A 15,869-nucleotide genomic window follows, 5' to 3' on the forward strand; every position below is an offset into this window, starting at 1 on the left:
ATTATTTGAAAAAAATTTCATAGAAAACTATGTTTATAAAGAAAAAAACACCTTTTCTTGATTTTTAATCCTATTTGCTGTATGATAATGGAAAAGAAAGGGGGCAGAAATATGGCTTTTACCAATACCCACATGCGGTCTGCTAGTTTTGGAATTGTTACCAGCTTGCCTGATGATGTCATTGACTCTTTTTGGTATATTATTGACCACTTCTTAAAAAATGTCTTTGAATTGGAAGAAGAACTCGAGTTTCAATTGCTCAATAACCATGGAAAAATCACCTTCCACTTTTCAAGTCAACATCTCCCTACAGCTATTGATTTTGACTTTAACCACCCTTTCGACCCTCTTTATCCGCCCAGAGTACTGGTTTTAGACATGGACGGTAGAGAAACTATCCTCCTCCCAGAAGAAAATGACCTATTTTAATACTCAAGGAAAATCAAAGAGCAAACTAGGAAGCTAGCCACAAGCTGCTCAAAACACTGTTTTGAGGTTGCAGATGGAAGCTGACGTGGTTTGAAGAGATTTTCGAAGAGTATAAAAACTCTAGCCTTCAGTTACAAGTGACTGAAAACTAGAGTTTTTCTATTTTTTCAAAGCATTATACAAGTTGCGGATAGGCTGCTTTAAGGTAGGATGGATAAAATGAGGCGCAAGTTCTTGTAATGATTCAAGGACAAAAAGACGTTCTGCTATGTAAGGATGAGGCAAGATAAGGTCGTCTGTATAAATGACCTGGTCCTCCACAAAGAGCAAGTCCAAATCAATCAAACGAGGTCCCCAATGCACTTCTCTCACCCGTCCCATCTCTGACTCAATGGCTAACAAAGTCTCTAATAGAACTGGGGCAGGTAACCAGGTTTCAACCTCAACCACTTGATTGGCAAAACTATCCTGCTCCACGCCACCCCAAGGCTCCGTCGTCAAGACACTAGACTCTTTGAGAATATGGATGCCACGAGATCGCATTTTCTCAATGGCTTGCTTCAAGTTGGCTTGCTTATCCCCCATGTTGCTTCCTAGGGCGATAAAAGCCCGTTGCTTGCGGCGATAGATGGTCACTGAGCAAGTATCTAGTGGCAAATGCACTGGTGCCCAGGGCTTTTTGAGTTCCAGCTTCATTTCTTGGACAAGAGGATAAGTCTCAAAGGTACGTTCTACCAGTTTGTAGGCTACCGTTTCAATCAAATCCTCAGTGCTCTCCTGAAACCAAGTCGTCCACTGCTGACACAATTCTCCATAATGGACAGAGGCTGTTAAATCCAAGTCTGTAGCCGCCTTGGTCATATCATAGGATAAGATGGCTGAAACGACAAACTTCTGCCCCAATTCTTTTTCACTAGGAAAAAGACCATGATAGGCAAAAATTTCCAAATCTTTAATCTGCAGTTGATCCATAATGATTCCTTTCTAGAAAAATCCGCCCAAAGCGGATTCTTTTTATAGTCCCATTAAACGATAAGCCTGGTCTCGGAGGTCCTTATCTGTTTCAAATAGACCACGAGCTACTGTCGTCAAGGTTGCAGTGCCAGGTTTTCTGACACCACGCATGCTCATACACATATGTTCCGCCTCAATAACAACAAAGGCTCCTTTAGCACCTAGATACTCCATCAAAGCATCGGCCACCTCGATATTCAAACGTTCTTGAATTTGTGGCTTTTTCGAATACACTTCAACCGTACGGGCCAGCTTAGACAAACCTGCCACACGTCCATCTGGGATGTAGGCAATGTGCGCTTTCCCATAAAATGGTAAGAAGTGGTGTTCACACATGGTATGGAAAAAGATATCCTTTTCTACCACCATATTATCATCAATAATCTCAAAGGATTTTGACAAATGTTCCTCCGCTGTTTGACCAAGACCTGAAAAAATCTCTTGGTACATACGAGCCACACGAGCAGGTGTTTCCTGCAAGCCCTCGCGATTAGCGTCCTCTCCTACAGCCTCGATAATCATTTTTACAGCTGCTTCAATCTTTTGTGTATCCATTCTCGTTTTTCCCCTCCATCAGATAGGCTCTCACTTGGCTCAAGAAATACAAGGAACCTGTGACAATCCTAACTGTTTGTTTCTCTTCTTTTTTATCTGTCAATTTCTGCTCTAGAAAATCCTGCCAACCTTGGTAGCTGAGATTTCTAGACTTAGCTGCCTCTTTCAGCACGTTTTCATCAGTCGCCCGACTATCGTCAAAATGTGTCAGAGTAAGCTCGGTATCTGGCATGGCCCCCAGCAAGTCCAACATATCCTCCAAGGCCTTGGTTTTGATACAAGTAAAGAGGATTTCCTTACGATAATCTGCAAAACGTTCTTGCAAGGTTGCTAATAAAGCCTTAATAGCATGGGGATTGTGGGCTCCATCCAAAATCATCAAGGGATCTCTTGACACGATTTCCAAACGCCCTGGCCAACTTGTTTCTTCCAAAGCTTGAGCAAGCAAGTGATTGCTTGCTAGCTCTCGACCATCTTCTTGACAAAAAGTATCAAGTAAAGCTATGGCCATCCCAGCATTCTCTATCTGGTGCAAACCCAACAGGCCAGTTTGGAAGCGACCTTGTCTGACAACACTTGTATAGTCAAAGACTTCGCCTGTAACCATACTCTTTTGATGGCGGACCTGATAATCTGTCCCGTAGGCAAATCTCGGCGCATCTTTCCCTTCCGCAATGCGGTCAATCACAGCCAAAGCTTCTGGAGCAATACGACCTGTCACCAAGGGAATACCTTGTTTGATAATACCAGCTTTCTGCTCTGCTATGGCTTCCAAGGTGTCACCAAGTAGGGCTACATGGTCCAATCCAATGGTCGTAATTCCTGTTAAAATAGGCTGGCAGACATTGGTACTATCTAAAAGCCCACCCATGCCGACTTCCATGATAGCCACATCTACTTGCTCTGAGGCAAAGTAATCATAGGCTATAGCTGTAATTATTTCAAACTCAGTTGTCCCCTGCAAATTGGTAGCCGATTCCCCTTCCAACAAAGACTGATAGTCTGCCATGAGGGCTTCTAGTCTAGCCTCTGGGATAGATTCCCCATTGATGCTAATCTGGTCTGTATAATGAATGAGATAGGGCGAGCTAAACACGCCAACTCTCAGCCCTAGCTTTTCTAGCATCTTTTTCAAAAAAGCAATGGTCGAACCCTTGCCATTGGTCCCTCCGATATGGATGACCTTGAGTTTGAGATGGGGATTGCCACGCAAAGCTAATAGTTCCTCCATTCGTTCCAAGCCAAAATGCGGTTGGTCCGTCCGGTAGTTAGCAATCCACTGATTGTTTTGAATTTCTTTCATCTTATTTATATTGTTTTAAATCTAAATCTTCCGCTTCATCAGCCAGACGAATGGCGGAGGCAATTTCAACTGCCATCCTGTGACTAACTACATCATGCACGCGCACCACTTCCACACCCTGTCTCGCAGCGATACTGGTTACATGAGCCGAAGCCGTATCTCGATTGCGGAAACCAAGTTCTGTCTCAGGATTGACTTCAAAACCATTTTCTTCAAGAATATTGATGACAAACCGCTTGCGCGACACTCCGAGAAAGATTGGATAGCCTTTCTGATGTAGTTTATCCAGATCCCGTAAAAGAAGCAGATTTTCTTTCTTGGTCAGACCAAAGCCAATTCCTGAATCCAGCAGGATGTTTTCTTGAGCAATCCCAGCTTCCTCTGCTCTCGCTAGTGCTCGTTCAAAAAAAGTCTCCATCAACTCTTCGATTGGCAATTTTTCAAAGTCAGCTAACTCTTCCTCTGTAAAAGCTTGTCCAAAACCAAAATGAGGAAAGATGAGCGAGCTAGGATGCTGAGGTCGAGCCATGACTGGATTAAACATAATGATTACTTTCGCTCCAGCCTTAGCAACCACATGGGCCATTTTTTCATCACCCATGAGACCAGTGATATCATTGACTAGATTGGCACCAGCAGCCAAAGCAGCCTCTGCCACCTGACTTTTCCAAGTATCAATAGAGATGAGGACATCACTTTCCTTGCGAATCGCTTTAATCACTGGAACAACACGCTGGATTTCCTCTTCTATCTCAACATAGCTGCTGCTTCCCGGCCGAGTCGATTCTCCGCCGATATCTAGCATGCTGGCTCCTTCTGCTATCAATTTACGAGCCTGCTGGAGTGCTTGCTCAAGAGCAAAAAATTGACCACCGTCCGAAAAGGAGTCTGGGGTTACATTGATAATTCCGCAAATAGCTGTCTTTGCATGATTGGCTTTACTTGACATATCGGTCACTCCCTCAAGGCTTTTCACCATATTATTTCTCTATTTTACCATAAAAAGAAAAAGATGGACACGATTGCATTCATCTTTTTCCCAGTAGAAACAAGTAAGCAATTGTCAAAAATCTTAAACAGAGATCCCTAATGTCCGACTCAAAATCACCACGAGAGCCAACAAACAGAAAGCAACCCCATTCACAATCATGTGAAGTAAGATAGACATTTCCAAACGTTGGGTCTTGTAAGCCGTCCAAGATAGAACGATCGACATACCTCCATAAATCAATAAAGAAGGTAAATTACTTGGTTGATGCAATAAAGCAAACACAATCGTACCGACTACAAATCCCAAATTCTCCTTGCCTCGGAAAATCTTTTTAGGAACAATCCCACGGCACAAGATTTCCTCACAAATTGGAGCAAGCAAGGCCAGCAAGAAGAAACTGGAAATCAACGAACTATTCTGAACCATATCGTTAATCTGAGACTGGTTACTTGTTGTCGTCTCATTTGACAGTTGTAACAAGATAGAACCAAGTATATTTGAACAGATAATGACTAAATAACTCAAGCCTAATCGTGCCAAATCCTTAGCTCTAAAAAATGAAAAATTAAAACTTGCTAATTGCGTTTTACGAGCTCCAAAAATAAATAGTACTAAAACTACAATTGAAATACCAGCAACTATCAGTCCTGACTGTAACAATGGTACTGCATTTAAAGTTAAAATAGCAGTAACCCCTATAGGAATCTGATATAAAATTGTCGCTAGCAGAAAGATTAACAGCCAACCTGCACGATTCAATAATTCTTTCCAGATACTTTTCTCTTTCATCACCTATCTCCTTTGTATTAAAAAAGGGGGAAAGTCCCCCTGGGTCATCCTATTATAAGGCCATGCTGATGTAGTTAAGGATAAACAAGGCATCCAAAATCCAAATCATTACATGAACATCTTTAGCTTGACCTTTGACAAGCTTAGTCAAAGTGTAAGTCAAGAAACCAACTGCAATCCCTTGAGTGATAGAGTAGCTGAATCCCATAAAGATAGATGTGAAGAAGGCAGGAACCGCTTCAGCCATATCATCCCAATGGATATTTTTCAAGCTAGCCAACATCATAATTCCGACGATAATCAAGATTGGAGCTGTAGCAGCTGTTGGTACGATAGCTAGAAGTGGGCTAAAGAAGCTTGAAATTGCAAAACAGATTGCCACAACCAAGGCTGTCAAACCTGTACGTCCACCTGCACCAATACCAGCAGCAGACTCAACATAAGTCGTTACGTTTGAAGTACCGGCGATAGCACCAATTGAAGTACCAATCAAATCAGAGTAAAGAGCCTTGTCCAACTTAGCTGATTGATGATTTTCACCATTTGTCGCTACGATACCAACTTTTTCACCAGTACCGATCAAAGTACCAATTGTGTCAAAAATATCTGTCAACGAAAAGGCAAGAATAGCCATAAGAGTTTCAGGCAAGCGAGCTGTATCTGAAATCAAAGCTCCCAAACCTTCTGAACCAAGAGCCGCACCAAAGACTCTCTTCAAGTCTTCAAAGGCTGCACCAACATGGTTGTTAGCAAAATCGATACTAGACAAATCTACCAAACCAACTGCGATAGCAAGAACAGTTGTTGTCAAGATAGAGAGAATAATTCCCCCTTTAATCCCTTTGATAACAAAGAAGATAGTAATGGCAAGTCCTGCAAGAGCCACCAAAACAGCTGGATTATTAAAGCTGACCAAGCCTGGAACTGCTGAAGAGTTTGCCGCAATCGTTGCTTGAGCCTTGTCAGCCCCTTCTCCTACAACAGTATAGTTGCCTGGATCAATCGTAAATTTCAAAAGTCCAGCATTCTTAATTCCCACGTAGGCAAGAAAGACACCGATACCAGCTGAAATAGCTGAACGAAGAGCATTTGGAATCGATTCAATGATCATTTTACGAACATTTGTCAAGGTAATAATCAATGAGATAATTCCACAGATGAAGACCATAGCCAAGGCTTCTTGCCAAGAATAACCAAGTCCAAATACGACTGTGAAGGTAAAGAAGGCGTTAAGACCCATACCTGGTGCTTGAGCATAAGGTAAGTTGGCGTAGAAGGCCATCATCAGGGTACCAGCAACTGCACCGATAATCGTTGCGAGGAATACACCCTGAGCAGGCATCCCTGTTTGCGAAAGAATTTGTGGGTTTACAAAGAGAATATAACTCATTGCAAAGAAAGTTGTTAAACCAGCGAGAACCTCTGTACGAACGTCTGTACCGTTCTCTTTTAGTTTAAATAATTTGTCCATTATTAATCTCCTTTTAATTTTTACGAACAATAATAGAATTATATCATTTATCATTCACTTTTTCAACATCTTTGTTTAATTTATTTAAGAAATTGATGGAATTTCATTTTTTGTTTGGAATCTGCTTTTCTGTCTGCTTTTTGTTATAATAGTAGACATCTTATCTGGAAAGACACTAGAAAGGTTTATATGACGAAAAAAATTATTGCAGTTGACCTAGATGGAACCCTGCTCAACTCAGACAGTCAGATTTCTGACTTTACCAAAGAAACTATTAAAAAAGTTACTGAAAAAGGGCATCAGGTTATTATTACAACAGGTCGCCCTTACCGCATGTCAAAAGATTTCTACCGTGAATTAGGCTTAGACACTCCTATGATTAATTTCAACGGCTCCCTTACTCATTTACCAGACCAAGCTTGGGACTTTGAAAAGTGTTTGACCGTAGACAAAAAATATCTGCTCGATATGGTTCAACGTTCAGAAGATATTCAAGCCGATTTTATCGCTGGAGAATATCGTAAAAAATTCTACATTACAAATCCTAATGAAGAAATTGCCAATCCTAAACTATTTGGTGTAGAAGCTTTCCAGCCTGAAGATCAATTCAATCCTGAATTGGTAACCAAGGACCCTAACTGTATTCTGTTGCAGACCAGAGCCAGTGACAAATATTCCTTGGCAAAAGAAATGAACGCCTTCTACCAGCATCAACTTTCTATCAATACCTGGGGAGGTCCGCTCAATATCCTTGAGTGTACCCCAAAAGGTGTCAATAAGGCATTTGCTTTGGACTACTTGCTCAAGGTAATGAATCGTGACAAAAAAGATTTGATTGCCTTTGGAGATGAACACAACGATACCGAAATGCTCGCTTTTGCAGGGAAGGGCTATGCCATGAAAAATGCCAATCCAGAGCTACTCCCTTATGCGGATGAGCAAATTTCCCTGAGCAATGACCAAGACGGGGTTGCCAAAACCCTACAAGACTTATTCTTATAACCTATACTGATACTCAATGAAAATCAAAGAGCAAACTAGGAAGCTAGCCGTAGGCAGTACTTGAGTACGGCAAGGCGAAGCTGACGTGGTTTGAAGAGATTTTCGAAGAGTATGACCAGCTTGCGAGCTGGTCTTTGTGCTCTTTTCACAGTCTCATCAACCAGTTAATCGATTATTCTATTTTTTGCCTCCAAAACCTTGGGAAAGGCTTTCTTTTGTGATATACTTCACATATAAATACAAGAGAGCTCGTCATACTCGACTCTGTTGACACAAAATCAATCCAGTCCTGTTTCTCCTGCTCTCAGTTAATATCAAGGAGGATAGCTATGAAAGCTGTTGTTGTAAATCCAGAAAGCACTGGTGTTGCTGTTGAAGAAAAAGTACTCCGTCCACTTGAAACTGGAGAAGCACTTGTAGAGATTGAATACTGTGGTGTTTGCCACACTGACCTCCACGTTGCCCATGGTGACTTTGGTCAAGTACCAGGACGCGTCCTAGGACACGAAGGTGTTGGTATCGTTAAAGAAATTGCCCCAGATGTTAAAAGCCTTAAAGTCGGTGACCGCGTCAGCGTTGCTTGGTTCTTTGAAGGATGTGGTACTTGCGAATACTGTACAACTGGCCGTGAAACTCTTTGCCGTACAGTGAAAAATGCTGGCTACTCAGTAGATGGTGGTATGGCTGAACAATGTATCGTAACTGCAGACTATGCTGTTAAAGTTCCTGACGGACTTGATCCAGCCCAAGCCTCTTCTATCACATGTGCTGGTGTAACAACCTATAAAGCTATTAAAGAAGCAAAAGTTGAACCAGGCCAATGGGTTGTTCTTTACGGTGCTGGTGGACTTGGTAACCTAGCTGTTCAATACGCTAAAAAAGTATTCAATGCTCATGTCATCGCAGTTGATATCAATAACGACAAACTTGCCCTTGCAAAAGAGGTCGGTGCTGATATCGTTATTAACGGCCTAGAAGTTGATGATGTACCTGGACTCATCAAGGAAAAAACTGATGGTGGAGCTCATTCAGCTGTCGTAACTGCTGTATCTAAAGTTGCCTTCAATCAGGCTGTTGACTCAGTTCGTGCCGGTGGTCGCGTAGTCGCTGTTGGTCTTCCTTCTGAAATGATGGAACTAAGTATCGTAAAAACCGTTCTAGATGGAATCCAAGTCATCGGTTCTCTTGTTGGAACTCGTAAAGACTTGGAAGAAGCCTTCCAATTCGGTGCAGAAGGTTTGGTAGTTCCAGTTGTTCAAAAACGCCCAGTCGAAGATGCCGTAGCTATTTTCGACGAAATGGAAAAAGGTCAAATCCAAGGACGTATGGTACTCGACTTCACCCACTAATCTAATAAAAACCTATTTTAAAAGTTGGAATGCGCTTCCAACTTTTTTATATTAAATTTTTTAATAAGGATTCAAAAAAACTTCTCTAAAACTCAATATATCAATATTTTCAGATGTAATCTTTTTAATTATTTTATGATAAATAGTTGATTTTTAGATGAAAACGGTTTATACTTAAAAAGTCTTAAAGTTTTCTTAAAAGAAAACTGAAACAACAAAAAGGAGGAATGACAATAATGAGTATCGGAATCATTATTGCGAGCCACGGCGAATTTGCTGCTGGTATTCATCAGTCAGGATCTATGATCTTTGGTGAACAAGAAAAGGTTCAAGTTGTAACCTTTATGCCAAATGAAGGTCCTGATGATTTATACGCTAAGTTTAATAACGCTGTTGCTGCATTTGACGCAGAAGATGAGGTTCTAGTTTTGGCTGACCTTTGGAGTGGATCTCCATTCAACCAAGCTAGTCGCGTGATGGGAGAAAATCCTGAGCGTAAGTTTGCCATCATCACAGGACTTAACTTACCGATGTTAATTCAAGCCTACACAGAGCGCCTGATGGACGCTGCTGCAGGTGTAGAAAAAGTCGCTGCGAATATTATTAAAGAAGCCAAAGATGGCATCAAAGCTCTTCCAGAAGAGCTAAACCCAGTTGAGGAAGTAGCAAGCGCTGCAGCTGCTCCAGTTGCCCAAGCTGCTATTCCAGAAGGAACTGTCATCGGAGACGGTAAACTCAAAATCAACCTTGCCCGTCTAGACACTCGTTTACTTCACGGTCAGGTTGCAACTGCTTGGACTCCAGATTCAAAAGCAGACCGTATCATCGTTGCTTCAGATAACGTAGCTAAAGACGAATTACGTAAAGAATTGATTAAACAGGCAGCTCCAGGTAAAGTGAAAGCAAACGTTGTTCCTATCCAAAAACTAATCGACGTTGCAAAAGATCCTCGCTTCGGAGAAACACATGCCCTTATCTTGTTTGAAACACCTCAAGATGCCCTTCGTGCTATCGAAGGTGGCGTACCAATCAAAACTCTTAATGTTGGATCAATGGCTCACTCAACTGGTAAAACAATGGTTAACAACGTTTTGTCTATGGATAAAGAAGACGTTGCTACATTTGAAAAAATGCGTGACCTTGGTGTTGAATTTGATGTACGTAAAGTACCAAACGACACCAAAAAAGATTTGTTTGACTTGATCAACAAAGCAAACGTGCAATAATCGATTTTATGAAAGGATTTTAAAGATGTCTATTATTTCTATGGTTTTAGTAGTCGTTGTAGCCTTCCTAGCAGGTCTTGAAGGTATCCTCGACCAGTTCCAATTCCATCAACCAATCGTAGCTTGTACCCTTATCGGTCTTGTTACTGGTAACCTTGAAGCAGGGATTATCCTTGGTGGTTCTCTTCAAATGATCGCCCTTGGTTGGGCTAACATCGGAGCTGCCGTAGCTCCTGACGCTGCTCTTGCTTCTGTTGCTGCTGCCATTATCATGGTTCTTGGTGGCGACTTTACTAAGACAGGTATCGGTGTTGCCCAAGCGGTTGCTATCCCTCTTGCAGTTGCTGGTCTATTCTTGACTATGATTGTCCGTACACTCTCTGTCGGATTGGTTCACACTGCTGATGCTTCTGCTAAAAAAGGTGACTTCAAAGCAGTTGAACGTGCTCACTTTGTCGCACTTCTTCTTCAAGGTCTTCGTATTGCAGTCCCTGCAGCACTCCTTCTAATGGTACCAACTGAAACAGTACAAAGCATTCTAAATGCTATGCCTGATTGGCTCAAAGATGGTATGGCTATCGGTGGTGGTATGGTCGTTGCCGTTGGTTACGCTATGGTTATCAACATGATGGCAACTCGTGAAGTATGGCCATTCTTCGCTATCGGTTTCGTGCTTGCTGCCGTGTCAGATATTACTCTAATCGGATTTGGTGCTATCGGTGTTGCTATCGCTCTTATCTACCTTCACCTTTCTAAAACTGGTGGAAATGGTGGCGGAGGAGCCGCAACTTCTAACGACCCAATCGGCGATATCCTAGAAGACTACTAAGATAAGAAAGGACTGAAAACATCATGACTGAAAAACTTCAATTAACTAAATCAGATCGTAAAAAAGTTTGGTGGCGTTCAACTTTCTTACAAGGTTCTTGGAACTATGAACGTATGCAAAACTTGGGTTGGGCTTACTCATTAATTCCAGCTCTTAAAAAACTCTACACTAAAAAAGAAGATCAAATCGCTGCTCTTGAACGCCATCTTGAGTTCTTCAACACTCACCCATACGTAGCCGCTCCAATCATGGGGGTTACTCTTGCACTTGAAGAAGAACGTGCTAACGGTGTTGAAATTGATGATGCCGCTATCCAAGGGGTTAAAATCGGTATGATGGGACCTCTTGCTGGTATCGGTGACCCAGTATTCTGGTTTACAGTACGCCCAATCCTTGGATCACTCGGTGCTTCACTTGCCCTTACTGGTAATATCTTAGGTCCAATCCTCTTCTTCGTTCTTTGGAACTTGATTCGTATGTCATTCTTGTGGTATACACAAGAGATTGGATACAAGGCTGGATCAGAAATCACTAAAGATATGTCTGGCGGTATCCTCCAAGACATCACTAAAGGCGCTTCTATCCTTGGTATGTTCATTCTTGCTGTCCTTGTTCAACGTTGGGTAAATATTAAATTTGCTTTCGATGTTGCCAAAGTTCAACTAGATGAAAAGGCTTATATCCATTGGGATAAATTGCCAGAAGGATCTAAAGGTATTCAAGAAGCATTCGCACAAGTAGGACAAGGATTGTCTCAAACACCTGAAAAAGTTACTACTTTCCAACAAAACTTGGATATGTTGATCCCTGGACTATCAGGACTACTCCTTACTCTCCTTTGCATGTACTTGCTTAAGAAAAAAGTATCTCCAATCACTATTATCCTTGCACTCTTCGCAGTGGGTATTGTGGCACATGTTCTTCACATCATGTAATCAAGCAACTTAAAAGGAATCAGGTTCTAAAATCTGATTCCTTTTTTCTATACTTTTATTCGGCCAAGGCACCCATTGGATCCCATGGTGCGAGTACAATTGGTTCTGATTCATAGGCAGCTTGTTCTTCTGCTGTCAGCAATTCCTTACGGACAACGATTTGGTAAGTGTATTCGTCCATCCAAGCGTCTGAGGCAACAAAGTAACCATCGGTACCAACCTTGTCTCCCCATGAGTTTTCAACCTTCCACTTGGTTGACTTCCCATTTTCATCCAAATCAACACCTGTCAAGACCATGGCGTGGGTCATCAAACTTTCGCTGTAATCCAAACGTCCAGCCTTGTCTTGAGTGAGTTTAATGTCCATGCTTGATTCAAAGTCATAAACATCTGTCGCAAGGATTCCAGCTTTACGGTTGCTGAGCTGGCCGACATCTGAACCAAACCAAACAGTCTCACCTGCTTGCATTTGAGCAATTGCCAATTCTTTCAAGCGCTCCATTGGAACATTGATGTAACGAACCGCACGGCTACCAACCACATTTCCCAACATCTCAACTGTGTAAGATTGGCCGTAAGGCTTGTCAGCAGTTGGAGCGTTGATAACAGAAACGTAATCTTCTAGTGGAAGATTGACATATTTCTTGTAAAACTCTTGTGGTGTGATGCCCTTTTCACTTTGATAGTTGTTATCCTTATCGCGATAAGCAAAGTCAAATTTACGTGGTGGAAGTCCTAAAGACATAGCAAGAAAGTTAAAGATTTCTTGCAAAAGATCTTCTTTCTTAGCTTGAACAGTCGCTTGGTCTGCGCCAGAAGCAAGCAAGTCACGCAAGATTTGAGCATCTTGGCGAAGCAATTTGTTAAGGATTGCATTTAGCTCACGGCTGCTACTAGATGAAACAGACTCAGGGTAAACTGACTTAGGCACGACACCGTATTTCTCAAAGAGAGAAACGACCATATCCCATTGACCGCCATCTTGTTGGGGAGTTTGAAGTAGGAATTTAACCTTACGGCTAGTTAGATCTTGAACTGCAGTCGCAATCACTTGCTCCAAGAACCAGTTTGATTTCTCATACTTGTCCCAGAAGAAGGTGTGGGCCTGTGACAACTCAAAATTTTCCAATTTATATTGTGAAATGAGCTTGTGACGGAAGGTGTTAAGAGCTGCAAACATCCAGCAACGACCAGATGCTTTCTGGTTAGTTACCTTGTCCTTGGTCAAATCCAATGAGAAAACAGGTGTATTGTCTACATGGCTTTGACGGCGTTCTAGAGCTGCAAAAATCCCGTTGTGGCTAGCAGCATTTTCAATCGCTTGGTATTTAACATTTGCTTCATAGTTGGCAAATAGTTTATCAGTAAATGATTCTTGAATCGCGTTCATAGATTCCTCCTTTTATTCTACAGTCTATTATAACTCTTTTCACAAAGGAAGCAACTGAAAAACATAAAAGGCAAGGACATTCTTCCTCACCTTTTCGAATATAAACCAAACTAAGCAATACTTGCACGGAGATCTTCTAATTCTTCCTTGGTCAAGCGACGCCATTCTCCTCTCTGCAAGTTCTCATCCAATACTAGCGTTCCCATAGTCAAACGTTGCAAGTCTACTACTTCCTTGCCACAGTAGCCCACCATACGCTTGACCTGATGAAACTTCCCTTCTGCAATGGTCACACGGATTTGGCTTTGATGCTTTTCTGAATCTATGGTCACAAGCTCCAGTTTAGCAGGCTGACAAGTAAAGTCTTTAAGAGGAATTCCCTTGGCAAATGTCTCCACATCTCCTTGGGTCATGATTCCCTTGACTTGTGCCTGATAAGTCTTGTCCACATGACGCTTGGGCGAAAGAAGAGCATGAGCAAGTTGACCATCATTGGTCAAGAGTAGAAGACCATGTGTATCAATATCCAAGCGTCCTACTGGGAAAACTTCCTTGCTCCGAGCAATATCATCCAGCAAGTCCAGAACGGTTCTGTGCTTGGAATCCTCAGTCGCTGAAATAACCCCTTGGGGCTTGTTCATCATGTAGTAGGCAAACTCTTCATACTCCAACACTTGCCCATCAAAGCAAATCTCATCTCTTTCTTCATCAATCTGCAATTTAGCTGACTTTTCTTTTTTACCATTTACCGTCACGCGCCCAGCCTTGAGCATGTTTTTGACCTCAGTCCGGCTCCCCACAGCGCAGGCAACTAAAAATTTATCTAATCTCATAGAACTATTATATCATACTCAAAAGGAGGCTGGTACAATGACCAACCTCCTTTTCGTTTTATACTCTTCAAAAATCTCTTCAAACCGCGTCAACGTCGCCTTGCCGTATATATGTTACTGACTTCGTCAGTTCTATCTGCAACCTCAAAACAGTGTTTTGAGCTGACTTCGTCAGTTCTATCTACAACCTCAAAGCAGTGCTTTGAGCAACCTGCGGCTAGTTTCCTAGTTTGCTCTTTGATTTTCATTGAGTATCAGATTTAAGAAATTAACTTCCTCGTCTCCAGAAAATCGCTAAGACAATCATGGAACCTAGTACTGCCGGAATAATGGCAGTTCCTGCTATTATCGGTCCCCAAGTCCCAAAAAGCAAATGGCCTATAAAGGCACCAATCCATCCGAGAAACATTTTCCCAAAACATCCCATTCGCTCTCCACGATTGGTCAGAGTACCTGCTAAAAATCCCACTAGGAGACCAACGAACATACTTCCTATCATTTTGACTCCTTAATTTGCCCAATCTCCGTTACGGAAGAGTGGTACACGTGTCCCATCCTCACGGATACCATCGATATCCATTTGACTAGACCCAATCATAAAGTCCACGTGAACATCTGAACGGTTAAGCCCCGCAGCTTCAAGCTCCTCTTCGCTCATCTCCGCTCCACCAACAACGCTAGTTGCATAGGCTGCACCGATAGCCAAGTGATTTGACGCATTTTCATCGAAAAGGGTGTTAAAGAAGGTAATGCCTGACTGGGAAATTGGGCTTGGATCTGGTACCAAGGCACATTCACCCAAGGCACGCGCACCCGCATTTTCAAAGACAAGGTCTTTCATGACCTGATCACCCTTCTCAGCTGAAATATCCACGATTTGTCCATCCTTGAAGGTTACTTTAATTCCTTCGATGATATTTCCATTATAGCTAAGCGGTTTTGTAGAAGTGACATAACCATCTGCACGACGGAAGTCAGGCGCTGTGAAGACTTCCTCTGTCGGCATATTTGGCAAGAATCCTTCGCCCTGTGCATTGATAGCACCAGCTGATTCCCAAACGTGATTCTTCGGCAAGCCAAGGGTCAAATCGGTCCCTGGCGCTGTGTAGTGAAGGGCTGAAAATTGCTCTTTATTAAGCATATCGGCCTTGCTCTTGAGGATAGCTGCATGCTCTTCCCAAGCCTTAACAGGATCTGCTTCATAGACACGGCAAGTTTTGAAAATTTGGTCCCAAAGGAGATCGACTGCTTCTTCGTCGCTCGCAGCATTTGGGAAGACCTTCTTAGCCCACTCTAGTCCAGCAGCGGCTGCTACAGTCCAGCTAACCTTGTTGGATTGAGTTGCGATTCTCATTGGCTTCATGGCAAGTCCCATAGCCTTAGCAGAAGCTGAAAGCTTATCAGCGTCCACTCCGTTCAAGGCACCTGGGTCAGAAGAACGAACTCCAAGACGGCTAGCCTTGTTCTCCAAAAGATAGTTCATCTCAGCAATCTTGTATTCTAGCACATTGTCCAGACGCTCCATCGGCGCATGGAGGAATTTCTCACGGTTAATGACATCATCTGTCCACTGAACAATAACCTCATGCGCACCCAAAGCATAAGCTTCTTTGACAATCAAATGCGCCAATTCACGTTGCTCCACATCGATAGAGAGAGCCAAAGTGTGACCAGGTTGCACGTTGATTCCATTTGCAACCAACAATTTCGCGTATTTTTCTAGATTTTCTTTAAAATTTGGTAAAACCATGTT

The 15,869-nt window shown here is 42.4% G+C and carries 16 protein-coding genes; 6 read left to right on the forward strand and 10 right to left on the reverse strand.

Features of this window, described 5'->3' with window-relative positions; genetic code table 11:
- Window positions 1–111: 111 nt before the first annotated feature.
- Window positions 112–429 (forward strand): DUF960 domain-containing protein, encoded by a 318-nt coding sequence (locus NMM17_RS07270; RefSeq protein ID WP_033681210.1) that lies wholly within the window; start codon window positions 112–114, stop codon window positions 427–429.
- A gap of 159 nt (window positions 430–588) precedes the next feature.
- Here the strand turns inward: NMM17_RS07270 and folK are convergent, their stop codons facing one another.
- The 6 genes from folK to NMM17_RS07300 form a co-directional block, all read right to left on the reverse strand.
- Window positions 589–1,401, reverse strand: coding sequence for a 2-amino-4-hydroxy-6-hydroxymethyldihydropteridine diphosphokinase (gene folK, locus NMM17_RS07275; RefSeq protein ID WP_254754151.1), 813 nt, complete (start codon window positions 1,399–1,401; stop codon window positions 589–591).
- A gap of 42 nt (window positions 1,402–1,443) precedes the next feature.
- The gene (gene folE, locus NMM17_RS07280; RefSeq protein WP_000380913.1) at window positions 1,444–1,998 is read right to left on the reverse strand and encodes a GTP cyclohydrolase I FolE; all 555 of its coding nucleotides are present in this window, start codon (window positions 1,996–1,998) and stop codon (window positions 1,444–1,446) included.
- Window positions 1,979–3,301 carry a folylpolyglutamate synthase/dihydrofolate synthase family protein gene (locus NMM17_RS07285; RefSeq protein ID WP_254754152.1) on the reverse strand — a complete coding sequence of 441 codons (1,323 nt, stop codon included), beginning with the start codon at window positions 3,299–3,301 and terminating at the stop codon, window positions 1,979–1,981. Before NMM17_RS07285 ends, folE begins: the two co-directional genes overlap by 20 nt.
- 1 nt (window position 3,302) lies before the next feature.
- Window positions 3,303–4,280: a dihydropteroate synthase gene (gene folP / locus NMM17_RS07290; protein ID WP_254754153.1), complete on the reverse strand. Its 978-nt coding sequence runs from the start codon at window positions 4,278–4,280 to the stop codon at window positions 3,303–3,305.
- A 93-nt stretch (window positions 4,281–4,373) separates the two neighbouring features.
- Window positions 4,374–5,081 carry a CPBP family intramembrane glutamic endopeptidase gene (locus NMM17_RS07295; protein WP_254754154.1) on the reverse strand — a complete coding sequence of 236 codons (708 nt, stop codon included), beginning with the start codon at window positions 5,079–5,081 and terminating at the stop codon, window positions 4,374–4,376.
- Between the two features lie 52 nt (window positions 5,082–5,133).
- Window positions 5,134–6,552 (reverse strand): NCS2 family permease, encoded by a 1,419-nt coding sequence (locus NMM17_RS07300; protein WP_254754155.1) that lies wholly within the window; start codon window positions 6,550–6,552, stop codon window positions 5,134–5,136.
- Between the two features lie 189 nt (window positions 6,553–6,741).
- Here NMM17_RS07300 and NMM17_RS07305 point away from each other — a divergent pair, with 189 nt between their 5' ends.
- From NMM17_RS07305 to NMM17_RS07325, 5 genes are all read left to right on the forward strand, one after another.
- Complete coding sequence (locus tag NMM17_RS07305; RefSeq protein ID WP_254754156.1) at window positions 6,742–7,554, forward strand: Cof-type HAD-IIB family hydrolase; 813 nt, start codon at window positions 6,742–6,744, stop codon at window positions 7,552–7,554.
- Window positions 7,555–7,883: 329 nt separating this feature from the next.
- Window positions 7,884–8,903 (forward strand): alcohol dehydrogenase AdhP, encoded by a 1,020-nt coding sequence (adhP, locus tag NMM17_RS07310; RefSeq protein ID WP_000649182.1) that lies wholly within the window; start codon window positions 7,884–7,886, stop codon window positions 8,901–8,903.
- A 236-nt stretch (window positions 8,904–9,139) separates the two neighbouring features.
- Complete coding sequence (locus NMM17_RS07315) at window positions 9,140–10,129, forward strand: PTS sugar transporter subunit IIB (protein ID WP_000021970.1); 990 nt, start codon at window positions 9,140–9,142, stop codon at window positions 10,127–10,129.
- Between the two features lie 25 nt (window positions 10,130–10,154).
- Window positions 10,155–10,958: a PTS mannose/fructose/sorbose transporter subunit IIC gene (locus tag NMM17_RS07320; protein ID WP_000022716.1), complete on the forward strand. Its 804-nt coding sequence runs from the start codon at window positions 10,155–10,157 to the stop codon at window positions 10,956–10,958.
- 23 nt (window positions 10,959–10,981) lie between these two features.
- A complete protein-coding gene (locus NMM17_RS07325) occupies window positions 10,982–11,893 on the forward strand; it encodes a PTS system mannose/fructose/sorbose family transporter subunit IID (RefSeq protein WP_000136864.1) in 912 nt (303 codons plus the stop codon).
- Window positions 11,894–11,948: 55 nt separating this feature from the next.
- Here NMM17_RS07325 and pepC read toward each other — a convergent pair whose 3' ends face one another.
- The 4 genes from pepC to NMM17_RS07345 form a co-directional block, all read right to left on the reverse strand.
- Window positions 11,949–13,283 (reverse strand): aminopeptidase C, encoded by a 1,335-nt coding sequence (gene pepC, locus NMM17_RS07330; protein WP_084928056.1) that lies wholly within the window; start codon window positions 13,281–13,283, stop codon window positions 11,949–11,951.
- A gap of 110 nt (window positions 13,284–13,393) precedes the next feature.
- Entirely contained in the window at window positions 13,394–14,116 is a 723-nt protein-coding gene (locus NMM17_RS07335) for a pseudouridine synthase (RefSeq protein ID WP_004241153.1), read from the reverse strand.
- Window positions 14,117–14,384: 268 nt separating this feature from the next.
- Complete coding sequence (locus NMM17_RS07340) at window positions 14,385–14,615, reverse strand: GlsB/YeaQ/YmgE family stress response membrane protein (protein ID WP_000580445.1); 231 nt, start codon at window positions 14,613–14,615, stop codon at window positions 14,385–14,387.
- A 9-nt stretch (window positions 14,616–14,624) separates the two neighbouring features.
- Entirely contained in the window at window positions 14,625–15,866 is a 1,242-nt protein-coding gene (locus NMM17_RS07345) for an aminopeptidase (RefSeq protein WP_000243912.1), read from the reverse strand.
- Between the last annotated feature and the right edge of the window lie 3 nt (window positions 15,867–15,869).

Origin of the sequence: Streptococcus sp. CF7_Ac1-12 (assembly GCF_024295905.1) — a bacterium.
Lineage (GTDB): Bacteria > Bacillota > Bacilli > Lactobacillales > Streptococcaceae > Streptococcus > Streptococcus mitis_AP.